The sequence below is a fragment of the Pseudomonas abyssi genome, assembly GCF_002307495.1.
GTDB classification, from domain to species: Bacteria; Pseudomonadota; Gammaproteobacteria; order Pseudomonadales; family Pseudomonadaceae; genus Halopseudomonas; species Halopseudomonas abyssi.
Window position 1 is genome coordinate 1 of the sequence record NZ_NTMR01000036.1, and the last position, 23,197, is coordinate 23,197.

The 23,197-nt window shown below is 61.0% G+C and carries 20 protein-coding genes; 17 read left to right on the top strand and 3 right to left on the bottom strand.

Going from position 1 to position 23,197, the window contains the following annotated elements:
• The first annotated feature begins 360 nt into the window (after nucleotides 1-360).
• The 6 genes from catB (at nucleotide 361) to CNQ84_RS19250 (ending at nucleotide 4,574) form a co-directional block, all read left to right on the top strand.
• Nucleotides 361-1,002: a type B chloramphenicol O-acetyltransferase gene (gene catB, locus CNQ84_RS19225; protein ID WP_096006394.1), complete on the top strand. Its 642-nt coding sequence runs from the start codon at nucleotides 361-363 to the stop codon at nucleotides 1,000-1,002.
• Between the two features lie 90 nt (nucleotides 1,003-1,092).
• A complete protein-coding gene (locus tag CNQ84_RS19230; protein ID WP_281254842.1) occupies nucleotides 1,093-1,659 on the top strand; it encodes a LysE family translocator in 567 nt (188 codons plus the stop codon).
• A gap of 223 nt (nucleotides 1,660-1,882) precedes the next feature.
• Nucleotides 1,883-2,314, top strand: coding sequence for a MarR family winged helix-turn-helix transcriptional regulator (locus CNQ84_RS19235; protein WP_096006396.1), 432 nt, complete (start codon nucleotides 1,883-1,885; stop codon nucleotides 2,312-2,314).
• A 1-nt stretch (nucleotide 2,315) separates the two neighbouring features.
• Complete coding sequence (locus CNQ84_RS19240) at nucleotides 2,316-3,155, top strand: alpha/beta fold hydrolase (protein WP_096006397.1); 840 nt, start codon at nucleotides 2,316-2,318, stop codon at nucleotides 3,153-3,155.
• Between the two features lie 135 nt (nucleotides 3,156-3,290).
• Nucleotides 3,291-3,752: a GNAT family N-acetyltransferase gene (locus CNQ84_RS19245; RefSeq protein ID WP_096006398.1), complete on the top strand. Its 462-nt coding sequence runs from the start codon at nucleotides 3,291-3,293 to the stop codon at nucleotides 3,750-3,752.
• Nucleotides 3,753-3,800: 48 nt separating this feature from the next.
• Nucleotides 3,801-4,574: a class I SAM-dependent methyltransferase gene (locus CNQ84_RS19250; protein WP_096006399.1), complete on the top strand. Its 774-nt coding sequence runs from the start codon at nucleotides 3,801-3,803 to the stop codon at nucleotides 4,572-4,574.
• Nucleotides 4,575-4,663: 89 nt separating this feature from the next.
• Here the strand turns inward: CNQ84_RS19250 and CNQ84_RS19255 are convergent, their stop codons facing one another.
• The 3 genes from CNQ84_RS19255 to CNQ84_RS19265 all read right to left on the bottom strand — a co-directional run bounded on the left by CNQ84_RS19255 (nucleotide 4,664) and on the right by CNQ84_RS19265 (nucleotide 7,500).
• Nucleotides 4,664-5,881, bottom strand: coding sequence for an MFS transporter (locus CNQ84_RS19255; RefSeq protein WP_096006400.1), 1,218 nt, complete (start codon nucleotides 5,879-5,881; stop codon nucleotides 4,664-4,666).
• Nucleotides 5,882-6,080: 199 nt separating this feature from the next.
• Nucleotides 6,081-6,551, bottom strand: coding sequence for a MaoC/PaaZ C-terminal domain-containing protein (locus tag CNQ84_RS19260; protein ID WP_096006401.1), 471 nt, complete (start codon nucleotides 6,549-6,551; stop codon nucleotides 6,081-6,083).
• Complete coding sequence (locus CNQ84_RS19265; protein WP_096006402.1) at nucleotides 6,538-7,500, bottom strand: alpha/beta fold hydrolase; 963 nt, start codon at nucleotides 7,498-7,500, stop codon at nucleotides 6,538-6,540. The genes CNQ84_RS19260 and CNQ84_RS19265 overlap by 14 nt, the downstream gene beginning before the upstream one ends.
• A 214-nt stretch (nucleotides 7,501-7,714) precedes the next feature.
• On the opposite strand from CNQ84_RS19265, the gene CNQ84_RS19270 reads away from it, so the two are divergent.
• The 11 genes from CNQ84_RS19270 (at nucleotide 7,715) to CNQ84_RS19320 (ending at nucleotide 22,141) form a co-directional block, all read left to right on the top strand.
• Nucleotides 7,715-9,400 carry a long-chain-fatty-acid--CoA ligase gene (locus CNQ84_RS19270; protein WP_096006403.1) on the top strand — a complete coding sequence of 562 codons (1,686 nt, stop codon included), beginning with the start codon at nucleotides 7,715-7,717 and terminating at the stop codon, nucleotides 9,398-9,400.
• 230 nt (nucleotides 9,401-9,630) lie between these two features.
• Entirely contained in the window at nucleotides 9,631-11,319 is a 1,689-nt protein-coding gene (gene fadD1 / locus CNQ84_RS19275) for a long-chain-fatty-acid--CoA ligase FadD1 (RefSeq protein ID WP_096006404.1), read from the top strand.
• Nucleotides 11,320-11,873: 554 nt separating this feature from the next.
• A complete protein-coding gene (gene hrpA / locus CNQ84_RS19280) occupies nucleotides 11,874-15,782 on the top strand; it encodes an ATP-dependent RNA helicase HrpA (protein ID WP_096006405.1) in 3,909 nt (1,302 codons plus the stop codon).
• A gap of 297 nt (nucleotides 15,783-16,079) precedes the next feature.
• Entirely contained in the window at nucleotides 16,080-17,201 is a 1,122-nt protein-coding gene (locus CNQ84_RS19285) for a beta-ketoacyl-ACP synthase III (RefSeq protein WP_096006406.1), read from the top strand.
• An 8-nt stretch (nucleotides 17,202-17,209) separates the two neighbouring features.
• Entirely contained in the window at nucleotides 17,210-17,815 is a 606-nt protein-coding gene (locus tag CNQ84_RS19290) for an RNA polymerase sigma factor (protein WP_096006407.1), read from the top strand.
• Nucleotides 17,809-18,069, top strand: coding sequence for an anti-sigma factor family protein (locus CNQ84_RS19295; protein ID WP_096006408.1), 261 nt, complete (start codon nucleotides 17,809-17,811; stop codon nucleotides 18,067-18,069). Before CNQ84_RS19290 ends, CNQ84_RS19295 begins: the two co-directional genes overlap by 7 nt.
• A 97-nt stretch (nucleotides 18,070-18,166) precedes the next feature.
• Entirely contained in the window at nucleotides 18,167-18,403 is a 237-nt protein-coding gene (locus CNQ84_RS19300; protein ID WP_096006409.1) for an HvfA family oxazolone/thioamide-modified RiPP metallophore, read from the top strand.
• A gap of 2 nt (nucleotides 18,404-18,405) precedes the next feature.
• Nucleotides 18,406-19,254: an HvfB family MNIO-type RiPP peptide maturase gene (locus tag CNQ84_RS19305; RefSeq protein WP_425439984.1), complete on the top strand. Its 849-nt coding sequence runs from the start codon at nucleotides 18,406-18,408 to the stop codon at nucleotides 19,252-19,254.
• Nucleotides 19,251-19,985 (top strand): HvfC family RiPP maturation protein, encoded by a 735-nt coding sequence (locus CNQ84_RS19310; RefSeq protein WP_096006410.1) that lies wholly within the window; start codon nucleotides 19,251-19,253, stop codon nucleotides 19,983-19,985. The genes CNQ84_RS19305 and CNQ84_RS19310 overlap by 4 nt, the downstream gene beginning before the upstream one ends.
• A 221-nt stretch (nucleotides 19,986-20,206) precedes the next feature.
• Nucleotides 20,207-21,256 (top strand): porin, encoded by a 1,050-nt coding sequence (locus CNQ84_RS19315; RefSeq protein ID WP_096006411.1) that lies wholly within the window; start codon nucleotides 20,207-20,209, stop codon nucleotides 21,254-21,256.
• 168 nt (nucleotides 21,257-21,424) lie between these two features.
• On the top strand, nucleotides 21,425-22,141 hold the full coding sequence (locus tag CNQ84_RS19320; RefSeq protein WP_096006412.1) for a DUF2057 family protein: 717 nt from the start codon (nucleotides 21,425-21,427) through the stop codon (nucleotides 22,139-22,141).
• Nucleotides 22,142-23,197: the final 1,056 nt, after the last annotated feature.

The window sequence follows — 23,197 nt, forward strand, 5'->3', positions numbered from 1 at the left end:
CACTCAGTTCCTGCAACCGCCAGGTAATTCACGTCTGCCGCGCTGGCCCTAGAAAACCTGCGTCGCTGTGCGTCCGTCTCCAGGTTACGAACAGGTAGGGGGTACCCGTTTCCTAACCGGGTTCGAGGCCGTATGTCTCTTCTGACAATGGTCAACTGTCAGGTGATTGCCGTATTAGCGCACCAAATGTCTCTGCGGGGTGGCACACCTGCGTCGTGTGAAGAGCTCAAAATACCTCACTCTTCTTGGATGGGCGCTGTGCCATGGCGTAGGATGCGTCTTCCTCGCTGGGCCAAACCGGCTTGTCTTTTTATTGCGCCCAGACCTGTCGGCGGGCGTTGCTATCGGATATGACACGCGATGGATAACTTCTTCGAGAGCCCGTTCAAGGGGAAGGTGCTTGCCGAGCAGGTGACCAACCCGAACATCAAGGTAGGGCGTTTCAGCTATTACTCTGGTTATTACCACGGGCATTCGTTTGATGATTGTGCCCGTTACCTCCTGCCTGATCGTGATGATGTAGACAAACTCATCATTGGCAGCTTTTGTTCCATCGGCTCAGGCGCCGCCTTTGTCATGGCGGGTAACCAGGGGCATCGGTACGACTGGGTTTCTTCTTTTCCGTTCTTTTACATGAACGAAGAGCCGGCTTTTGCAACGGCAGTGGATGCGTTTGAAAAGGCAGGTGACACCGTCATCGGCAGTGATGTGTGGGTCGGCTCTGAGGCGATGATCATGCCGGGCGTGACGGTCGGCCATGGGGCGGTGATTGGCAGCCGGGCGCTGGTTACTAAGGATGTAGAGCCGTACACCATTGTCGGTGGCAACCCCGCCAGGGCGATCAGAAGACGCTTCTCTGACGAGGAGATTTCCATGCTACTTGAGATGTGCTGGTGGGACTGGCCGCTGGAGCAGCTTGAGGATGCTATGCCGCTGTTGTGCTCGTCTGACATCACTGGGCTGTATCGGCTGTGGCAAGGCCGTGTGGTTGAGCAGGGGTAGTTGCCGGTTGTTGCTTCACAATCCTTTTGAGGTGCTGTTTTGACTTGGGAAAGTGGTATTTCATTCTTTCTGGCGGTGTTGATTTTCGGCGTGACGCCTGGCCCCGGGGTGTTCGCGATTCTGGCGCGTGCGCTGGTTTGTGGTGCACGCTCGTGCTTTTGGCTGGCCCTGGGCATGACGGTCAGCGACATGCTTTATCTCATCGCCGCCTGTATTGGGCTTGCTGCGCTGGCGACCCACTGGGGTGAGGTGTTTACGCTGATTCGTATTGCCGGCGCGGTTTATCTGGCCTATCTGGGCTGGAAGATGTGGACGGCGCCGCTGGACCTCAGTACGGCGGAAGCCGCGCCGAGCGCGAAAGGTGGGGCGCTGAGCTTTTTGCAGGGCTTTCTTATCTCGGCCTCCAACCCCAAGGTGATTCTGTTCTACATCGCGTTTCTACCGACCTTTATGGATCTGGATGCCCTGGCTGGGGGCGATATCGGCGTGGCGGCGCTACTGACCCTGGTGGGGCTGATGATCGGGCTTATGAGTATTGGCCTGTTTTCAGCCCGGGCGCGGCGGTTTTTCAAATCCGAGTCGTCGGTGAGGCGGCTGAACAGGGGCGCGGGCTCGATTATGGTCGCTGCCGGTGTCTATCTCGTGTCGCGTAACTGATGGCTCGACGATTTCGTGTGTCGGCGGGGTGATGCTGCGCTCGCCCCGTTGGATTCCGGCACTCGCTCAGCCGTTCTCTCTCGTTTCGGTCGCCACTGTATTGATACATGTGCTTTTGGCGATGGGTTTAGTACGTTGATTGCTTGGTTGTTGTCTAATGGTTGATTGGTCAACAAAGTGAGCGTGGTCTTGCTGCTTCAATACGTCGAGCAAGGTGGGCAGCATGACAGAGGAAAGAGATGTGGGCTTGGTGATCAGCATCATCGGCCTGAGCGGTAGTATCCAGAAACGTCTGGGCAGTGCGCTGTCTGTGCATGGTATCGGGGTCACCGAATACCTGGTGCTCAACCAGTTGCACACCTCGCCCGCCAAGACCCTGCAACGCAGCGAGTTGGCCGCAAAGGTTGGCCTGACTCCGTCGGGTATCACCCGGCTGATTAATCCCATGGAGAAAATGGGGCTGGTCGAGAAGGAAGAAAATCCCCGCGATGCCCGCGTCAGTCTGGTGGCGCTGTCGGCTGCAGGGAGGCAGGTATTTGAAGATGCCCAGGTGTCGTTTGCCCAGGCGGCGGGGGCGCTATTTGAGCGGCTGGGCGCGCCGCAGCTAGACGCTCTGAGTGAGCTGTTGCAGTCGGTTGCCAGGGACATCCGCTGACATGGGCAAGTCGTCTGCCCGGCAAGCGCTGATCGACAAGATGGGGGTGCCTGTCACCCAGGCCACCGTCACGAGCGGCTCGGTGAACACCGCCTATCTGGCGGCGGGTGCCGGAACGCCTGTCGTCTGTCTGCACGGTGGGGGTGCCGGCGCGGTTACCTGGTATCCCGCAGTGGCTGCCTTGGCCGAGCATTTTCACGTTGTTGCACCGGATATCGTGGGGTATGGCGAGTCTGACAAGCCGGATGCCCGTTATGACAAAGCGGTTTTCTCCCACTGGCTGAAGCAGTTTCTGCACGCTGTCGGCCTTGCCAAGGCACACGTTATCGGGCTATCCCAAGGCGGCGCGGTTGCACTGCAATTTGCGCTGGACTGTCCGGAGATGGTGGATAAGCTCGTGCTTGTCGATTCGGGTGGTCTGGGGGCAAAGCCTCCCTTGATGTCCTTATTGAGCATGCTGTGGCTCAACACCTTCCCCTCATCGCTGGCTAATCGCGTTTATGCTCGCTATATCCTCTTTGACCCGGCGTGTCGCGATCCGGATCACGCGCGTTATTCTCTGGAGGTATTGAGGCTTGCGGGTGGAAAGAAGGCTTTCTCGCAAGGCCGCGGGGCTGCGGTGTCGGCGTTCTCTAGCGCTGCCTTGGGCAGCATTCAACACCGCACTCTGCTGATCTGGGGAGAGGACGATCGCCTGTTTCCGGTGGCCTGTGCAGCCAAGGCTGCCGCGCTGATGCCCAATGCCACACTGTGCCGTATAGCCAATGCCGGGCATCTGCCGTTGATGGACCAACCTGCTGCATTTAACCAGGCGGTTATGTCGTTTTTGTTGGCGCGTTAGCAGCAGGTGCACGGTGCGGCTGTGCTGGCTGTGTTGACTGCGTATCATCGCTGCGTCTGATCTGCTGGGTATTGGGAGTCCGCTCAGAGTTTTCTCGCTTGTCAGCGTCTGCACACACTGAGGAAGAGGGCTGCTATGGACATTCGCTGTTATTCACCTGCCTGGGCCCGGGATATTGCTGATCTTTACTATCAGTCGGTACACGCGATTGATTCGGCGGTGTATACGCCAGAGCAGAAACAGGCCTGGGCGCCTGCGCCCATTGATTATCAGGCGTGGGCCGAGCGCTTGGCGCTAAAACAGCCTTTTGTGGCCATCATCGATGACCGTGTTGCCGGTTTTATCGAGCTGGACGCCGACGGACATATTGACTGCACCTATACCCACCCAGATTGTCAGGGGAAGGGAGTGGCATCTGCGCTATACGCGCATGTGCTGCAGCAAGCTCGGGAGACAGGCATAAAGCGCCTGTATGTTGAGGCCTCACTGATTGCCCAGCCGTTTTTTGAGCGACGTGGATTCTCGGTGCTCAAGCAGAACAGCGTGCAGCGCCAGGGTGTGAATTTGATTAACTTTTCGATGGAACGGCATGTGTGAGCTGGCGCTCGAAAACTGTCGGCATCGCTGATGCGATAGGAGTAAGGCTTGGATTATTTGAGTATCAACAAGGCGGCGTGGGATAAGCGAACGGCGGTGCATGTTGCCTCCGAGTTCTATGATGTGGCTGCGTTCAAAAAGGGCAAGTGCTCGCTGAACCCGGTTGAGCTAGAGCAAGTGGGGGAGGTGCAGGGCAAAACACTGCTGCACCTGCAGTGTCATTTTGGTTTGGACACCCTGTCCTGGGCACGCATGGGGGCGAAGGTCACGGGTGTCGATTTGTCCGCTGCGGCGATAGACCAGGCGCACGCACTGGCGCAGTCATTGGAGCTCGAAGCAGCCTTTGTGGAGAGTGATATCGTCAGCTTCGGTCGAGAAAATACCAGCGAGTTTGATGTTGTTTTCACCTCCTATGGTGTGCTGACCTGGTTGCCGGATCTGGCCGACTGGGCGCGCTTGATTGCCCGCTCGTTGAAGCCGGGTGGCGAGTTTCATCTGGTGGAGTTTCATGCCATCAACGACCTGTTGTCCGGTTACCCGTACTTTTCGACAGTTGAACCTGCGGTAGAAGAGGAGGGCACTTACACCGAGAACTGTGACGGAGCTACCTCGCCTACCGCCACCTGGTCTCACTCGCTGGGCGAGGTGGTAAGTGCATTGCTTGGCGCGGGGCTGGTGTTGGAGTCGTTTGCAGAACATCCCTACAGCCCTTATGAGTGCTTTGATGGCTTGGAGTATGTTCCGGGCTGTGGCTATCAGATGTTGCTGAAGGGAAATCAGGTTCCGCTGCTGTATTCCATCAAAGCGCGCAAACCCGCCTAGCGCGCATCAGGGGGGCTGCTGGTCCTTGCAGGCCGGTACCCAGCTGACTGCGGCAGCCTGTTATTGCTGCCACAGTCGGTGCGGCCGGCTCAGCGCGCTGCGTCTTCTACCGCCAGATGATCCGGAAAACGGCTGATCATCACCGCCAGGAACAAGCCGACACTCAGCACGCCAATGGTGTAGCTGAACGCGGCGACAAAGCCTCCGGTTCGCTCGATCAGCCAACCGGCGATGGCTGGGCCAAGAAACTGGCCGACGGCAAAAAACAGCGTGGCAAAGCTGAAGGCGACCGGGATGTAGCGCGGCGCAACCTGCTCTGTAGCGCTGGTCTGCACCATAGAGAAGACGCCGTTCACCGAGATGCCCATCAGCAGGTAGTGCACAAAAAAGTAGGGCAGGGACTGGTCGATCAGCGGCAACGCCATGGCGCCGATGACCATCAGCAGTGACAAGGCTAGAGCCTTGCCGCGCCCGGTGTAGTCCGAGAGCCAGCCCCACACCGGCGAGGCGCCAATCGACAGCAACCCCATGAGCGCCACATAGCGTCCGGCTACCGCAGGGCTGTGGCCGCTTTCCACCATGTAGCTGACCATGAACACCGTCTGCACGATGTAGCCCAGGCCAACCGCGCCGTAGGCGCAGGCGACGATCAGCACGCGCGGGTTGCGGTAGATGCGCTGCTTCTCTTCTGCGGAGAGTTTGCTGCTCATGCTGGGCGTGGCCTGCGGCGGGTTGCGGATAAACAGGGCGATCAGCACCGTGACCAGCAGCGCGATCAGCGCAAATAGCCCCCAGCTGATGCGCCAGCCCTGGTCGCCAAACTGCGTCAGCAGATAGGGCACCAGCATGCCGGTAAGCAGGGTGCTGATGCCGACGCCGCTGCTCATGCCGCCGATCGCCAGGCCGCGTCGTTCCGGAAACCAGGCTGCAAGCAGCGACACCATAGGGGCGAACACAAAGGCCGAGCCAAACCCCAGCAGGCCCATCCACAGCACCAGCAGCCAGAAGTGCGAGGCCCAGATCAGGCCGCTGAATCCGGTAAGCACGCTGAGCATGCCGAAGATGATGGACGCTTTGGTGCCCCAGCGGGCGGCGGCCAGTCCGCCGGCAAGAACGAAGCAGACGTAGCTGAGCGCCGTGACGGTGCTGAGCATGCCGGCCTGCTGGTAGCTGAGGTCCAGGTCGGTGCGCATGGATGGCAGGATCACGCCGTAGGCCAGGCGTCCAAAGCCGATCACGACCAGTGCGCTGAGCATGGCGCACAGCACCGTGATGAGCATGTTCGGGCGGGCGGTGCTCGAATGCATGGTATGTCTCTTGTTGTTCTGCTGGGGGTAGCTGACGGACAGTGAACGTCAGCGGGCGGGTAACTGCCATGAGGATAACGCCTGTTGTTGGCGTTTCATTCACTGGCGCGGGTTGCGCAGCGGTGTGTCGGGCAGCCCGGCAAGACGCGCGCCCGAACGGCATCTGCCGCCGGGCGCTGTCGGTTGGGCGGGGGGGGGGTTAGCCCAGTTGTACGGCCGGCGCCGCTGGGCGGGCAATGCTCACTTTCTCGGTAGGGGCCATGACGGTGGCTGTGCCGTCGACGACCTGTTTGCCATCCTGATTGATCACGCGGGTGGCGATCTTGACCCGGTTCTTGGGCAGCTTTTCCAGGATTTCCAGCTCGATGGTCACGGTGTCACCGAGGCGCACCGGACGCAGGAAACTCAGCTCCTGACCGATGTAGATGGTGCCCGGCCCCGGCAGCTCGCAGGCGATAGCGGCGGAGATCAGGGCGCCGGAGAACATGCCATGCGCGATGCGGCCCTTGAACGGGGTGGCGGCAGCGAATGCTTCATCCAGGTGGACCGGGTTCACGTCGCCGGACACCGCGGCAAACAGCAGCAGGTCGCGCTCTTCAACCTGGTGGCTGAGGCTCGCGCGCTCGCCGACGGCCAGTTCTTCATAGGTGCGATTTTCAAGGGTTTGCATGGGTGCGGCTCCGTTGCGATAGGGCGGTCAGATGGGGCGCGAGCCAGGCGAGCAGATCATCAACGACCTCAGCCCGGTTGGTCTCGTTGAACACCTCATGGCGGGCGCCCGGATAAAGCCGCAATTCTACCTGCCTGAGTCCGGCTGCGCGCAAGCGGCGCTGCAGTTTTTCCAGTCCGCCGCCCGCACTGATCGGGTCTGCGTCACCACCGATGATCAGCAGCGGCAGATCGGATCGGATAGGGCCCAGTTTGCCTGGGCTGCCAATTGCCAGCAGCGCATCGGCCAGGCAGCGCCAGTAATGGCAGCTCAAGACAAAACCGCATAATGGATCGGCAACGTAGCGGTCGACCTGCTGCTGATCACGGCTCAGCCAGTCAAACGCCGTGCGGTTGGGAGCAAAGGTGCGGTTGTACTGGGCAAAGGACAGGCGGTCCAGCGTTTTTGCCGGCGCCTGAGGGCCGCGCAACAGGCCTTCGATGCGCGCGACCAGGCCGGCGGCAGCGCTGGCTGCGGCGGGCTGGGCGTGGCTGCCGCTGAGTATGGCGACGTCGACCAGCGCGCTGTGCTCGATCAGCACGCTCTGGGCCAGATACGAACCCATGCTGTGCCCCAGCAGCACGATGGGCTGATTCGGGTGGGCGGCGCGGGTGCGCTTGAGCAGCAGCGCAACGTCGTCCACCAGGTGGCTCCAGTCGACGCCTGCAGCCAGCACGCCGCGCGGCAGTTCGGGCGTGCTGGCACCGTGGCCGCGCAGGTCCATGGCCTGCACGCTGATGCCGTTGGCATTGAGCGGTTCTGCCAGCGCGGCATAACGGGCTCCGTGCTCGGCCATGCCGTGACAGATGATCAGTTGCGCGGTAGCGGTGCCGGCGGCGGGCCAGTGATGTATGGCCAGGCTGGCGCCGTCGGCGGTGCTCAATGTCAGGGGGAGGTCGGTGGGCTGCATGCTGACGTTTGTCCTGTTTATGTTGTTGTTATGACTGACCTTGCAACGTTGGTCAGCATACTTCGCAGGCGGCGATATTCACAAACCAAATGAAACACTCTTGGATTTTGTGTTTGCCTCAAGCCCTGATAGGTTTGTCCAACGCTAGGCTCCCGCGAGAGCCGTCGGCCGCGGCCGGTACAAGAAAAAGCACAACGGGGAAAAGGAGAACAAAATGGATGCGTCTTTCTGGGCGGATAAACGGCCACAGGGGATTCCGAACGAGATTGATCTGAGCCAGTACAGCTCGATCATCGATGTGTTCAATCAGGCCTGTGTCAAACACGCCCAATTGCCAGCCTTCAGCAACATGGGCGTTACCCTCACCTATGCTGACCTGGACCGTTACTCCGCTGCCTTTGCCGCCTACCTGCAGCAGCACACGGCGCTCCAGCCGGGCGACCGCATCGCCATCCAGATGCCCAACGTGCTGCAATTCCCCATCGCGGTATTTGGCGCCATCCGCGCCGGGCTGGTGGTGGTCAACACCAACCCGCTGTACACCGCCCGCGAGATGCGCCATCAGTTCAAGGATTCTGGCGCCCGCGCGCTGATCTACATGAACATGTTCGGCCATCTGGTCGAGGAAGTGCTCCCCGATACCGAGATCGAGTTTCTCTTTGAAGCCCGTCTGGGCGACATGCTGCCGGCCATCAAGGGCACGCTGATCAACGCTGCGGTCAAGCACGTCAAGAAGATGGTGCCCAGCTACTCGCTGCCGCAGGCCATCTCCTTCAAGGCGGCGCTCAAGCGCAGCAAGGGCCAGCGTCCCACCGCCGTGCCCCGCACGCTCGAAGACGTGGCCGTCCTGCAATACACCGGCGGCACCACCGGTGTTGCCAAAGGCGCGATGCTGACCCACGGCAACCTGGTCGCCAACATGCTGCAGGTGTACGCCAACATGCAGCAGATCGACCGTGACGGTAAGAAGATCGCCGGCGAGCCGGGCGAGGTCATTATCGCGCCGCTGCCGCTGTACCACATCTTTGCCTTCACCGTTAATTGCATGTGCATGATGATTGCCGGTCACCACAACGTGTTGATCAGCAACCCGCGTGATATCCCCGGTTTTATCGAAGAGCTGAAGAAGTGGCAGTTCTCCTCGGTGGTCGGCCTCAACACCCTGTTTGTGGCGCTGATGGATCACCCGGATTTTGACAAGCTGGACTTCTCCCGTCTCAAGAGCACCGGCTCCGGCGGCACTGCGCTGGTCAAGGCAACTGCCGAGCGCTGGGAAAAACGCACCGGCTGCCGTATCGGTGAGGGCTATGGCCTGACCGAGTGTTCGCCGGTGGTGACCTCCAGCCCCGGTGATGGCCTGGCGCGTATCGGTTCGGTCGGCCTGCCGGCCCCGGGCACCGCGCTCAAGGTGATTGACGAGAATGGCGTGGAGCAGGGCATTGGCGAGCGCGGCGAGCTGTGCGTCAAGGGTCCGCAGGTCATGAAGGGCTACTGGAATCGCCCGGAAGCCACCGAGGAAGTGCTGGATGCCGAGGGCTGGTTCCGCACCGGTGACGTCGCCATCATCGACGAAGACGGCTTTGTGTCCATTGTTGATCGCATCAAGGATCTGATCATCGTATCCGGCTTCAATGTCTACCCGAACGAGATTGAGGACGTAGTTGCTGCGCACCCGAAAGTGGCGAACGCTGCCGCTATCGGTATCCCTGACGAGAAGTCCGGCGAGGCGGTCAAACTCTTCGTGGTTGCCAACGACAAGAGCCTGACCATCGACGAGCTGAAAGAGTATTGCCGCGCCAACTTCACCGGCTACAAGGTGCCCAAGCAATACGAGATTCGCGAGTCGCTGCCGATGTCTGCTGTGGGCAAAATCCTGCGTCGCGAACTGCGCGACGAGTGACCGCAAAGGTTTGCGGGTGACCTTGCAGTCACCCGCAATGCCAGTTCTGATGCGCTCCGGAGCCTGATTCGGGGTGCTGGTTTGCCTGTGTAAAAGCTGCTAGTCTTCGAGCACTTTGCTTCCCGTGATGCGCCTGCAAAGGGCGTTTCAGGGCCAACATAAAGAGTGCCAAAGGCACCTAACGATAAGACAGCAGCGAACCCACTGCAGCAGACTCAGGAGCAGGCTAGATGCTTGAAAATTTTTGGAAGGATAAATATCCGGAAGGCGTTTCTTCAGAGATCAATCCCGATTCATACCCCAATGTCCTCGCGGTTCTGAAAGACTCCTGTCAACGCTTCGCCAACAAGCCTGCCTTTACCAACCTCGGCAAGACCCTGACCTACGGTGAGCTGTACACCCTGTCCGGTCAGTTTGCCGCCTACCTGCAACAGCACAGCGGCCTGCAACCGGGCGACCGCATCGCCATTCAGATGCCCAACGTGCTGCAGTATCCGATTGCCGTATTTGGTGCCATGCGCGCGGGTTTTGTCGTCGTCAACACCAACCCGCTGTACACCAAGCGCGAGATGGAACACCAGTTCAATGACTCGGGCGCCAAGGCGCTGGTGTGTCTTGCCAACATGGCTCACCTGGCTGAAGAAGTGGTGCCCAAGACGGGCGTCAAGCACGTCATCGTGACCGAAGTGGGCGACATGTTGCCGCCGCTCAAGCGTTTTCTGATCAACGCGGCGGTCAAGTATCTGAAGAAAATGGTACCGGCCTACAATATTCCCGGCATGGTGCGTTTCAACGATGCCATGGCCAAGGGCCGCGGCCAGAAGCTCCATGAAGCCGCACCCAAGGGCGAAGACATTGCCGTGCTGCAGTACACCGGCGGCACTACCGGCGTCGCCAAGGGTGCCATGCTGACTCACCGCAACCTGGTCGCCAACATGCTGCAGTCCAAAGAGCTGATGGCGTCCAACATGACCGACGGCGAAGAGGTGGTCATCTGCCCGCTGCCGCTGTATCACATCTACGCGTTTACCTTCCATTGCATGGCCATGATGGTCAGCGGCAACCACAACATCCTGGTTACCAACCCGCGCGATATTCCGGCCTTTGTCAAAGAGCTGTCCAAATTCAAGTTCACCGGCTTCGTCGGTCTGAACACCCTGTTTGTTGCGCTGTGCAATGACGAGGGCTTCCGTGCGCTGGACTTCAGCAAATTCAAGGTGACGCTGTCTGGCGGCATGGCGCTGCAACTGGCGACCGCCGAGCGCTGGAAGCAGGTCACGGGCTGCGACATCTGTGAAGGCTTCGGCATGACCGAAACCAGCCCGGTGGCCACCGTTAATCCGATCAGCAACATCCAGCTGGGCACTATCGGTATTCCGGTCCCATCGACCCTGTGCAAGGTGATCGACGAAGACGGCAATGAGCTGCCGCTGGGCGAGCGTGGCGAGCTGTGCGTCAAGGGCCCGCAGGTAATGAAGGGGTACTGGCAGCGTCAGGACGCGACCGATGAAATTCTCGACGCCGAAGGCTGGCTGAAAACCGGTGATATCGCGATCATCCAGGAAGACGGCTTCCTGCGTATCGTGGATCGCAAGAAGGACATGATCCTGGTCTCCGGCTTCAACGTTTACCCCAACGAGCTGGAAGACGTCATGGCCGCCATGCCGGGCGTGCAGCAGTGCGCCGCGATTGGTGTGCCGGACGAGAAGTCTGGCGAGGCGATCAAGGTGTTCCTGGTCAAGGCCGCCGGTTCCAGCCTGACCGAGGAGGACGTCAAGGGTCAGATGCGCAGCAACCTGACGGCGTACAAGGTGCCCAAGTACGTCGAGTTCCGCGACAGCCTGCCCACCACCAACGTCGGCAAGATCCTGCGCCGCGAGCTGCGCGACGAAGAGCTGAAAAAACTCGGCAAGCAGTAAGCTGCACCAGTCCCCGCGTTTTTGCGACAATAGAACCCCGCCCGGCATTGCCGGGCGGGGTTTTTTCAGGCTCTTCACAAAAGTTCGTGGTAGTGCGTATGAGGTGTTCTGTCCACCGCGCTGATGGCGGAGTGTGCACTCAGGGTTCGTCCCGTTTACGCGGGCGAGTAGCGCAGGGCTGACGGGAAAAAGAGTCATAGGATGTCTGAGGAGCGAAGCGACGAGTTTTATGACTACCTCGCCGGCCACCCCCGTCCAACCGAGCAACGCAGCGAACCTGAAGGGCCGCGTAGTCGGGTGCCCCGGGGGATCGCTAAGGGGGGCTGGGCAAGCAGCCCCCCTTGGCTCGCCGTGAGGGCGAAAGGCGGATTTAGCCCTAGCTGCGAACCTGGAGATCGCTCCGCCATATGTGCCAGTGACAGGGCCGGCACAAAGCATGCGGACACGCCTTTGGCTTTATCCGCCCACTGTGCACCCGCGGGAAAATTGACCGCACAACATGGACTACCGCGACGGTCCGCGAAGAGCCTTTTTTTCACGCCACAGGATTCTGTATGCCAGCCAAACACGCCAACGCGCCCGATTTCACCCAGGTCATGGCCAGTGACCGCCATCGTTTACAGCAGCAGTTCAGAAAGCTGCCGGCCGATGATCAGGGCAAGGCGGCGGCCAGCTGGCTGGAGCGTTTCAACACCTCCCGCGAGCGAGTGGCTGAACGGGCGCGGCTGATTCCCAGAATTATCTACCCCGATGCGCTGCCGATTGCCGACAAGCGCGAGCAGATCAAGGCGGCGATTGCCGAGCATCAGGTGGTGGTGATTGCCGGTGAAACCGGCTCCGGTAAAACCACCCAGCTGCCCAAGATCTGTCTCGAGCTGGGGCGCGGTACCTACGGGCTGATCGGCCATACCCAGCCGCGCCGGCTGGCTGCGCGCAGTGTGGCCTCGCGGATTGCCGAGGAGTTGCAGACGCCGTTGGGGGAACTGGTGGGCTATCAGGTGCGTTTCACCGATCAGACCTCCGAGCGCTCGCTGATCAAGCTGATGACCGACGGCATCCTGCTGGCGGAAACCCAGCATGATCGCTACCTCAATCGCTATGACACGCTGATCATCGACGAGGCCCACGAGCGCAGCCTCAACATCGACTTTCTGCTCGGCTACCTGAAGACCATTCTGGCCAAACGCCCTGACCTCAAGGTCATCATCACCTCGGCAACCATCGATCTGGAACGTTTCTCGGCGCACTTTGATAACGCCCCGGTAATCGAGGTGTCCGGTCGCACCTATCCGGTCGATGTCTGGTATCGCCCCCTCAGTGCCGAGCGCGACGAGGAGGGCAACACCGTCGAGGATGACCTGAGCATTGACCAGGGCATTGTCGCCGCGCTGAGCGAGATTCAGCAGTTCGAGCGCAGTCAGAGCAAGACGCCGGGCGATGTGCTGGTGTTTCTGCCGGGCGAGCGCGAGATTCGCGATACCGCTGAGTACCTGCGCAAGGCCAACCTCAAGCACACCGAGATTCTGCCGCTGTACGCGCGCCTGTCCGCCGCCGAGCAGCAGAAGATTTTTGCCTCCCATGCCGGGCGCCGCGTGGTGCTGGCCACCAACGTGGCAGAAACCTCGCTGACGGTGCCCGGCATTGTCTATGTCATCGACCCGGGTGAGGCGCGCATCAGCCGTTACAGCCCGCGCTCCAAGGTGCAGCGTCTGCCGGTTGAAGCGGTATCACAGGCCAGCGCCAATCAGCGCAAGGGGCGCTGCGGGCGCGTGGCACCGGGTATCTGCGTGCGGCTGTACAGCGAGGACGACTTTAACGGCCGGCCCGAGTTTACCGATCCGGAGATTCGTCGCACCAATCTGGCCTCGGTGATCCTGCAGATGCTGCATCTGCGCCTGGGTCGCATTGAGGACTTTCCCTTTATCGAGCCGCCGGACGGCCGCGCCATCAGCGACGGTTTTACCCTGCTGCAGGAGCTGGGCGCGGTAGAGCGCAGCGGTGCGATGACAGACATCGGCCGCCAGCTGGCACGTTTGCCGGTCGATCCGCGCATCGGCCGTATGCTGCTGGAAGGGGCCGCGCAGCAGTCGCTGGCCGAGATTACCGTGATTGCCTCGGCGCTGGCCGTGCAGGACCCGCGTGAGCGGCCGTTGGAAAAGCAGCAGGCGGCTGACCAGGCGCATGCCCAGTGGAACGAGGAGGGCACCGACTTTGTCGCCTTTCTCAATCTGTGGAACGGTTTTGAGGCGCAGCGCCAGGCGCTGACGCAAAGCCAGCTGCGCAGCTGGTGTCGGCGCAACTTTCTGAATTACCTGCGTCTGCGTGAGTGGCGCGAAACCCACCGCCAGATTCGCCTGACCTGCCGTGATCTGGGGCTGGAAGAAAACCGCCAGGCAGCCTCCCATGAGCCGGTACACAAGGCGCTGCTGGCGGGGCTTTTGAGCCACCTCGGCAACAAGACCGAAGAGGGTGATTATCTCGGCGCGCGGCAGCGTCGCTTTTTGCTGCACCCTTCTTCCGGCCTGGCGAAGAAAAAGCCGGCCTGGGTGATGGTCGCCGAGCTGACTGAAACCCGGCGCCTCTATGGCCGCCTGGCCGCGAAGATTGACCCGGCCTGGGTGGAGCCGCTGGCCGGGCATCTGGTCAAGACCAGCCACAGTGAGCCGCATTGGGAGAAAAAGCGTGGTCAGGTGGTGGCCTTCGAGCAGGTGTCGCTGTATGGCCTGATCATCGTGCCGCGTCGCAAGGTGCACTTTGGCCCGATTGATCCGGTGACCTCGCGCGAGCTGTTTATCCGTCAGGCTCTGGTGGGTGGCGAGTGGCATGGTCGCGCGGCGTTCAACAAGGCCAATCAGCAGCTGCTGGCTCAGCTGGATGAGCTGGAAGCCAAGGCGCGCAAGCGCGACATCGTGGTGGATGACGAAACCCTGTATCGCTTCTTTGATCAGCGTATTCCCGAGAACATCTACCAACTGGCCAGTTTCGAGCGCTGGCTCAAGCGCAGTAGTGAGAAAGAGCCCAGGCTGCTGCACATGACGCGTGACGATCTGCTGCAACGTGAAGCCAACGACGTTAGCGCGCAGCTGTACCCGGACGTACTGCGCTGGGAGTCGGTGGCGCTGCCGCTGAGCTATCACTTTGAGCCCAACCATGAAGCGGACGGCGTGACCGTGCGCATCCCGGCCTCCTTGCTGCGTCGTATTGACCCGCAGCGGCTGGAGTGGCTGGTACCTGGCTTGTTATTTGATAAGTGCGTGGCACTGGTGCGCGCGCTGCCCAAGGCGATCCGCAAGAACTTTGTGCCGGTACCGGACTTTGTCCGCGCGGCGCTGGAGCGCATGCCCTTTGCCGAGGGCAGCCTGACCCAGGCGTTGGGCCGCGAGCTGACCCGCATGACCGGGGTGCGGTTGGACGCTGATGCCTGGACTGACGCCGAGCTGGAAGACCACCTGCGCATGCGCATCGAGGTGGTCGACGCCGCCGGCAAGCCGATCTGCGCGGGCCGTGATTACAGTGCGCTGTGCGCCGAGATCGATGGACTGCCGCTGCAGGCGGCGCCTGTCGAACAACCGGAGCAAAGCGCCCCCGCCGAGGCGCCCGGCAGCTATGCGTTGCCCGAGACGCTGGTGCGGAAGCAGGCCGGTATTGCGGTGAATTTTTATCCCGCTTGGGTCGAGCAGGGCGAAGAGGTGGTTGAGCAACTCTTTGACGTGCCGCAGCTGGCCCTGCGCGAGCACCGCCTGGGTCTGCAGCGCTTGCTGTTGCAAAGCTCGCAGCTCAATGAGCAGGCCCGTTATCTGCGCCAGAAGCTGACCACGCTGAAGGACGCAGCCATCTATTACCGGGATCTCGGCACGCAGAAACAGCTGACCGATGATGTACTGCTGGGCGCCGTTGATCGTGTGTTTTTGCCGGCTGACGCGCCCTTGCCGCGCGACCCGCAAACGCTGGCCGCGCGCCTGGAGGCGGGCCGCGCCGACTGGGTGCCGGCCTGTGAGCAGCTGGCCAAGCAGTTGCTCGCCGTGCTCAAGCAATGGCACGGGTTGCGCAAGCGCTTCAAGGGCAAGGTGGAGCTGGCCCATGCGCTGGCTATGAACGACGTGCGCGAGCAGCTCAACCATCTGGTCTATCCAGGCTTCGCCCGCGCCGTGCCCGGTGAGTGGCTAAGCCAGTATCCGCGCTATCTCAGCGCCATCGAGCAGCGTCTGGACAAGTTGCCGGGCCAGGTCCCGCGGGACCGCGCCTGGACCGACGAGCTACAGGGGCTGTGGCAGCAATATCAAGCGCTGAGCGAGCGCTGGCAGCGCGAAGGACGCTGGGATCCCCGGCTGGATGAGTGGCGCTGGATGCTGGAGGAGTACCGCGTGTCGCTGTTTGCCCAGCAGTTGGGCACGCGCATGCCGGTGTCGAGTAAGCGCCTGGGCAAACTCTGGCGTGAAATTCAGGACGGGAGCAGCCAGTAAGCGGCAGCGAACTTGCCGTCATGAGCGGCGAATGGCGTGATCTTGGCGCGCTATTCGTCTATGCTAGCGCTTTGAAAAATGCGGGTTTGCAGCGTGCCTTGCAGCCTATTGGTGTCGTCAAGGTGAGACAGCCGACTGCTGAGCGGCGGACCTTGCACCAGCCTCCGGCTTCCATGCCGGCATGGACACGGGTGCAGATACCCGGCCAGCCACGCTAGTCGCCGCAACAGACAACTGGCCGTTCCCCCGAAGCGATCGTGAGGGAGCGGTGTTCATAACATCAGAAGAGGACCGACCGTGCACAAAGTCGTGATCAGCGGAACAGGTTTGTTTACCCCCTCCCAGAGCATCAGCAATGAAGAGCTGGTAGCCAGTTACAACGCCTACGTCGAGCAATACAACGCCGAGAACGCCGCTGCCATCGAAGCGGGCACCGTTGAACCGCTGGCTGCCTCCAGCACCGAATTTATTGAAAAGGCCTCCGGCATCAAGAGCCGCTTTGTGATCAACAAGAGCGGCATCCTGGATGTGAACCGCATGGTCCCGGATATCCCTGAGCGCAGCGATGACGAGCCGTCCCTGCTGTGCGAAATGGCGGTCAAGGCCGCGCACCAGGCGCTGGAAGCGGCGGGCCGCACGGCCGCCGATATCGACGGTGTGATCGTCGCCTGCTCCAACCTGCCGCGCGGCTATCCGGCGCTGGCGGTTGAAGTGCAGGATGCGCTGGGGATCGACGGCTTCGGCTTTGACATGAACGTCGCCTGTTCCTCGGCTACCTTCGGCATTCAGAACGCCGCCAACACCGTTGCCCTGGGCCAGGCCCGCGCGGTACTGATGGTCAACCCGGAAGTCTGCACCGGCCACATGAGCTTCCGCGATCGCGACAGCCACTTCATCTTTGGTGATGCGTGCACCGCCGTGGTGATCGAGCGCGCCGAAGACGCCGTCTGCGAACACCCCTACGAGATTCTCGGCACCAAGCTGCTGACCAAGTTCTCCAACAACATCCGTAACAACTTCGGCTTCCTCAACCGCTGCGATGAATCCGGCGTGGGCGCGCGTGACAAATTGTTCATGCAGAACGGTCGCAAGGTGTTCCGCGATGTCTGCCCGATGGTGGCCGAGCTGATTGGCGAGCACCTGGGCGAAGTGGGTCTGCAGGTCGACAGCGTCAAGCGCTTCTGGCTGCACCAGGCCAACCTCAATATGAACATGCTGATCGCCCGCAAGCTGCTGGGTCGTGACCCCAGCGCCGAGGAAGCGCCGGTGGTACTGGACGAGTACGCCAATACCAGCTCGGCCGGCTCGATCATTGCCTTCCACAAGTACCAGAACGACTTGCCGGTCGGCAGCCACGGTGTGATCTGCTCCTTTGGCGCCGGTTATTCCATCGGCAGCGTGATCGTGCGCAAGGGCTGATTGCCGCAATGCCCAATGAGCAGGACCTGATCCAGCGCCTGCTCAAGGGCGAGCAGGCCGCCTACCGCGAGCTGGTGCAGCAGTACCAGGGCGCCATGCGCGCGGTGGCGATTGCTATCGTCGGCACTGCCAGTGCCGACGAGGTCGTGCAGGACAGCTGGCTGGCCGTGGTCCGTAATCTGAACGGGTTTGCCGGGCGCGCGAGCCTGAAAACCTGGTTGCTGACCATCACCGCCAATACCGCCAAGAGTCGCCTGCGCAAGCAGCGGCGCGAGGTGCTACTGGACGACATCACCGGCCCGCACGGCACCATTGATGACGCGCGCTTTGCCGCCGACGGTCATTGGGCTCAGGCTCCCTCCCTGTGGCATACCGACTCCCCCGAGGCGTTGCTCAACGAGCAGGCCCTGCGTGACTGTCTGGAACATACCCTGGCTACCCTGTCCGAGCTGCAGCGCAGCGTGCTGATGCTGCGCGAGCGTCAGGCACTGGAATTGCCCGACATCTGTAACCTGCTGGACATTTCCCACTCCAATGTCAGGGTACTGCTGCATCGCGCCCGTTTGAGCGTGTTTGCAACTCTGGAGCATTTTGAGGAAACCGGCGAATGTTGAAGTGCAAGGATCTGGTTGCTTTATCCAGTGATCTGCTGGATGGCGAGCTGACATTGAAACAGCGGATCGCGGTGCGCATGCACCTGGCGATGTGCGTGCACTGTCGCCGTTTCATTCGCCAGTTGCGCGTCAGCCAGCGGGTGATTCGTCAGCTTCCGGATCAGCAGGCGCCTGAGCTAGAGACGTTGCTCAGGGCCATGCAGGCTCAGCAGCAGCGTGCCTCAGAGCCCGATCAGGGTGACTCCTCAAAATGATTTCAGCAGGCCTGTAACAGCGTCAAACCAGCAACGTCTAGTATGTAGAGGGTGGCAGTCCGTCACGCTCGATATCAGACGTTACTGGAGAATGCGCATGAAGAAGATCAACACAGCCGTCCTCACCCTCAGCGCCAGCCTGCTGGCCGCCACCGGCGCAGTGCACGCGGCAGACAATCCTTTCGCTGTGTCCGAGCTGCAAAGTGGCTACAGCCTGGCTGACAACCACGGCGGCGACGACATGGAAGGCAAGTGCGGCGAAGGCTCCTGCGGCGACGAGGAAGGTAAGGGCGACCGCGAAGGCAAGTGCGGTGAAGGCACTTGCGGTAGTTGAGAGTGAACGCGACCGTCAATCTGCCAGTGCACGGAGTCGGGCTGGGGCTACGCCGCAGCCTGCTTGGTGCGCTGGCTCAGGCGCCCCGGCCGGTGGCCGATTTTCTAGAAGTGGCGCCGGAAAACTGGATCGGCCTGGGCGGCCGGCTGGCGCGTCAGTTTCGTGCCGTTGCCGAGCGTTACCCGTTGATCTGTCATGGCCTGTCACTCAATCTGGGCGGGCTGGCACCACTGGATACGCGCCTGCTGAACGATCTGCGCGCCTTTCTCGACGCCAACCAGGTTCAGGTCTACAGCGAGCACCTGAGTGCCTGTGGTGACCACGGCCAGCTTTATGACCTGCTGCCCGTGCCCTTTACCGATGCCAACGTGCGCCGCATAGCCGAGCGCATTGCGCAGGTACAGGACGCCCTGGGCAGACCCCTTATCATTGAAAATGTCTCGGCCTATCTGACCCTGCCCGGTGAGATGAGCGAGCCCGAATTTGTTGCTGCGGTGCTGGACGAGGCCGACTGCAACCTGCTGCTGGACGTCAACAACGTCTACGTCAACAGCGTCAACCTGGGTGGCGAGCCTGCCGCCTACATCAGCGCGATGCCCACGCAGCGCATCGCCTACCTGCACATGGCAGGACACTTCGATGCCGAGCCCGGCCTGAAGATCGACAGTCATGGCGCCGCGATCATCGACCCGGTCTGGGCGCTGCTGCAGCATACCTATGCGTGTCACGGTGTGCGTCCGACACTGCTGGAGCGTGACTTCAACATGCCGCCGCTGGATGTGTTGCAGACCGAATTGCAGCAGATTCGCCGCTACCAGCAGGCTGCGACTTTGCCGGCGGTGCACGCATGAACAAGGACCTGCAGCAGCGCTTTACCGCGAGAGTGCGCGCGCCGGGCCAGCGCCCGCTGCCCGAGGCGTTGCCGGCACAGCGGGTGGCGGTTTACGAGCGGCTGATTCGCAACAATATCGAAGGCTTTGTGCGTGGCACTTTTCCAGTTTTGCACAAGGTGTTGCCGGCGGCGCGCTGGGGCCAGTTGATCGATGCGTTCGTTGCCGAGCACCGCTGCCAGTCACCGTACTTTCGCGACATCGGCGAGCAATTTATCGACTGGCTGCAGGAGGGCTACCAGGCCAGCGCCGATGACCCGCCGTGGCTGCTGGAGCTCGCTCACTACGAGTGGGTGGAACTGGCACTGGATATCAGTGATCAGCAGATTCCGCCGGGCGGGCAGAGCGCTGCGAGTGCAGATTGCCTGCTGGCCTGGTCGCCGCTTGCCTGGCCTTTGCTGTACCAGTGGCCGGTGCAGGAGCTGGGGCCGGAGTACCAGCCTACTCAGCCGCCAGCACAGCCGTCCTGCCTGCTGGTATGGCGTGACGAGCAAGACCGTGTGCGTTTTATGCAGCTGACCCCCTTTGCCTGGCGGCTGGCTGATTTGCTGAGCCGCGAGCCGTTGTCTCTACGCGCGGCACTGGCGCAGCTGAATGTGACAGCAGACGATGATTTTATTGCCGGTGCGCTGGCGATGCTGAATGACTGGATCGCGGCAGACGTGCTGCGATCTGCTGATCCTGCCTCTTGATTTTCTGTCTATCTGACTGATTTCACTGACTTTGCCAAATCCCGCCGCTGACTGAGTTCGATGCGCAGGAGAAAGTTCCCCTGTCATTGAATGTTCATCTTTGCGCAACCGATCTGAAATACGGCACTGCGAATATTCCCTCCAACACCGGGCCCGTCCCATCAACGAGCCCCAATGTGTTGTTTCACTGTCAACGCAAAAAACTACTGAGGGAAGACTCAATGACTCTGCGCAAGCACATCGCTGGATTCGCTGTTACTGCACTGGCTGCTGCCATCCCGGCTGTCGCCATGGCCGACGTAAGCATCTACGGCCGCGCCCACGTATCTGTGGATTTCCTGGATGACGGTGCTGATTACTCCGAAACCAACCTGTCCAGCAACTCTTCCCGTCTGGGCTTCAAGGGTGACCACGAAATCAACTCCAACCTGTCTGCCTTCTTCCAGATCGAGCAGCAGATTGACTTCGGCACCGACAACGGTAGCTCTTTCAACACCCGCGATACTTTCGTTGGTCTGAAAGGCGGCTTCGGTTCTGTACGCATGGGTCGTTTCGACAGCCCCTTCAAAGCGGCTCGCGGCCCGGCTAACCTGTTCGGCGACCAAGTCGGCGACATGCGCAACCTGACTCGCGTTGGTAACGCCCGCTTCGACGAGCGTTATGACAACACCATCGAGTACACCACTCCGGACATGAGCGGCTTCTTCGCCAAACTGGGTTACTCCGTACAAGAAGGTACTGTTGCTGACCAAGACACCGACGAAAGCGTATTCAGCGGCTCTCTGAACTATGCTGGCGACGCTCTGGAAGCCTCTGTTGCCTACGAAACGGCTGAAGAAGATACCGGTCGCGGCGAGCGCGATGGCGTTCGCGCTGCTGGTGCCTTCAAGATCACTGACGGCATCAAGCTGGTTGGTTTCTACCAGACTGTTGATTACACCAACCCGGCTGTAACCGCGGCTGTTCAAGACGCTCTGACTTCCGATACCTACGGTGTAGGTGCAGAATTCAAGCTGGCTTCCGCCACTGCCCTGAAAGGCATGTGGATGACTCGTGATGCCGACGCTGACGACTTTGACACCGACATGATCGCTGTTGGTATCGAGCACAAGCTGGACAAAGCTGTACGTGTATACGCCAACTACGCCATCACCGAGAACGACGCTAACGTTGCTCTGACTCCTTGGGGTCAAGCACGTACCGCCAACCCGGCTGGTGCTGCTGGTGAAGACGCTTCCGGCTTCTCCGTAGGCCTGCGTTACGACTTCTAATCCCGTCTCACGACAGGAACAGAAGTAACCCCAAAGCCGGACTGTTACAGAAAACAGTCCGGCTTTGTCATTAAAGTGACATCCAACAGTCTTAATCTCGTCGCCAAGTGGTCATGAATGGTGATCACCAACGGACCCAATGTTCACTTGTGCCAGGAGTTTTATCCCATGCGTCAATTGCTCTGTCTCGCCGCCGCTGCACTGTTGTCTGCCTGTGCCCAGCAGGCCCCCGTCAAACTCTACTCGGGCGCCGAACAGCCGACCTCCCAGGTGCTGGTAGTCGAAATGCCCAACACCCTGGAAGTGCTGAACATCAACGGCCAGCCGGCACCGGAAGCCAACCGCATGGTAGGTAACAGCCTGCGTCAGCTGGAGCTGCAGCCGGGCAAGTACCGCATCAATGCCTACTTTGAAAATGGCTATGACGTAGGCGGTGGCCTGAGCCACGAAATCGTCCGTACCCGCAGCGCTACCTTCCTGGTTGACGGCCAGGCAGGCGATGTATGGCGCCTTGAAATTGATGAGCCGAGCAACCTGCGTGAAGCCGAAGCCATGGAAGATGACTTCTCCGGCTACGCGGTTAATACCCGCACCGGCGAGCGCGTAGCCAGCGAGCCGGGTCCGCGTTACGTCTCCATGCTCGGCCAGATGTTTGGTGGCGGCTCTGTCGTTGCCACCCAGGACACCGGCATTGCTCCGCTGGGTGCCGCGCCGCAGGCCCAGGCTGGCGCTGCTGCTCCGCTCGCAGTACCGGCCCCGTCGCAGGCTGCTGCTCCGGCACAAACCCTGCCGCACGATGCCTCGACCCTGGCAACGCTCAAGCAAATTTACCTGATGCTCAGCCCGGAAAGCCGCGATGCCTTCCTGGAGTGGGCCGCTCAGTAAGAATGTAATGCCCCGTCAGCTTGTGTGCTGCACGTTTATCCCCGCCTTGCGCGGGGATTTTTTTTGGCATGTGCCGGTAGGGCGGTCAATCGCGTAGCGTTGGCCGCGCTTAGGTCTCATTGGCGTCGATCAGCCCAACGCCCATGGTGGACAAGCCGCTGGCCTGTCCACCGGTGGCTCAGTGCGGGGACTCTTCGGTAGGGCGGTCAATCGCGTAGCGTTGGCCGCGCTTAGGTCTTATTGGCGTCGACCAGCCCAACGCCCATGGTGGACAAGCCGCTGGCCTGTCCACCGGTGGCTCAGTGCGGGGACTCTTCGGTAGGGCGGTCAATCGCGTAGCGTTGGCCGCGCTTAGGTCTTATTGGCGTCGACCAGCCCAACGCCCATGGTGGACAAGCCGCTGGCCTGTCCACCGGTGGCTCAGTGCGGGGACTCTTCGGTAGGGCGGTCAATCGCGTAGCGTTGGCCGCGCTTAGGTCTTATTGGCGTCGACCAGCCCAACGCCCATGGTGGACAAGCCGCTGGCCTGTCCACCGGTGGCTCAGTGCGGGGACTCTTCGGTAGGGCGGTCAATCGCGTAGCGTTGGCCGCGCTTAGGTCTTATTGGCGTCGACCAGCCCAACGCCCATGGTGGACAAGCCGCTGGCCTGTCCACCGGTGGCTCAGTGCGGGGACTCTTCGGTAGGGCGGTCAATCGCGTAGCGTTGGCCGCGCTTAGGTCTTATTGGCGTCGACCAGCCCAACGCCCATGGTGGACAAGCCGCTGGCCTGTCCACCGGTGGCTCAGTGCGGGGACTCTTCGGTAGGGCGGTCAATCGCGTAGCGTTGGCCGCGCTTAGGTCTTATTGGCGTCGATCAGCCCAACGCCCGTGGTGGACAAATCAATGACCTGTCCACCGTACATTTCTCCGCCGCGAGCCCTCCGGTGGGTTAATGCAGGCACACGTTGGTAGGGCGGTCTAAGCCAAAGGCGTGGCCGCGCGTACTCCTAGCGCGCCGCCTCGGCATCAATGGCCTGCTGTACCTGGCGGAAGAAGGCCAGGCGGTCCTTGCTCT

Bases quoted from the DNA above. Each gene is read 5' to 3' on its own strand.
- CNQ84_RS19270 (WP_096006403.1), top strand. From the start codon at position 7,715: ATGGATGCGTCTTTCTGGGCGGATAAACGGCCACAGGGGATTCCGAAC.
- CNQ84_RS19290 (WP_096006407.1), top strand. From the start codon at position 17,210: ATGCCCAATGAGCAGGACCTGATCCAGCGCCTGCTCAAGGGCGAGCAG.
- fadD1 (WP_096006404.1), top strand. From the start codon at position 9,631: ATGCTTGAAAATTTTTGGAAGGATAAATATCCGGAAGGCGTTTCTTCA.
- CNQ84_RS19320 (WP_096006412.1), top strand. From the start codon at position 21,425: ATGCGTCAATTGCTCTGTCTCGCCGCCGCTGCACTGTTGTCTGCCTGT.
- CNQ84_RS19295 (WP_096006408.1), top strand. From the start codon at position 17,809: ATGTTGAAGTGCAAGGATCTGGTTGCTTTATCCAGTGATCTGCTGGAT.
- CNQ84_RS19235 (WP_096006396.1), top strand. From the start codon at position 1,883: ATGACAGAGGAAAGAGATGTGGGCTTGGTGATCAGCATCATCGGCCTG.
- hrpA (WP_096006405.1), top strand. From the start codon at position 11,874: ATGCCAGCCAAACACGCCAACGCGCCCGATTTCACCCAGGTCATGGCC.
- CNQ84_RS19260 (WP_096006401.1), bottom strand. From the start codon at position 6,551: ATGCAAACCCTTGAAAATCGCACCTATGAAGAACTGGCCGTCGGCGAG.
- CNQ84_RS19300 (WP_096006409.1), top strand. From the start codon at position 18,167: ATGAAGAAGATCAACACAGCCGTCCTCACCCTCAGCGCCAGCCTGCTG.
- CNQ84_RS19240 (WP_096006397.1), top strand. From the start codon at position 2,316: ATGGGCAAGTCGTCTGCCCGGCAAGCGCTGATCGACAAGATGGGGGTG.
- CNQ84_RS19315 (WP_096006411.1), top strand. From the start codon at position 20,207: ATGACTCTGCGCAAGCACATCGCTGGATTCGCTGTTACTGCACTGGCT.
- catB (WP_096006394.1), top strand. From the start codon at position 361: ATGGATAACTTCTTCGAGAGCCCGTTCAAGGGGAAGGTGCTTGCCGAG.
- CNQ84_RS19245 (WP_096006398.1), top strand. From the start codon at position 3,291: ATGGACATTCGCTGTTATTCACCTGCCTGGGCCCGGGATATTGCTGAT.
- CNQ84_RS19255 (WP_096006400.1), bottom strand. From the start codon at position 5,881: ATGCATTCGAGCACCGCCCGCCCGAACATGCTCATCACGGTGCTGTGC.
- CNQ84_RS19310 (WP_096006410.1), top strand. From the start codon at position 19,251: ATGAACAAGGACCTGCAGCAGCGCTTTACCGCGAGAGTGCGCGCGCCG.
- CNQ84_RS19265 (WP_096006402.1), bottom strand. From the start codon at position 7,500: ATGCAGCCCACCGACCTCCCCCTGACATTGAGCACCGCCGACGGCGCC.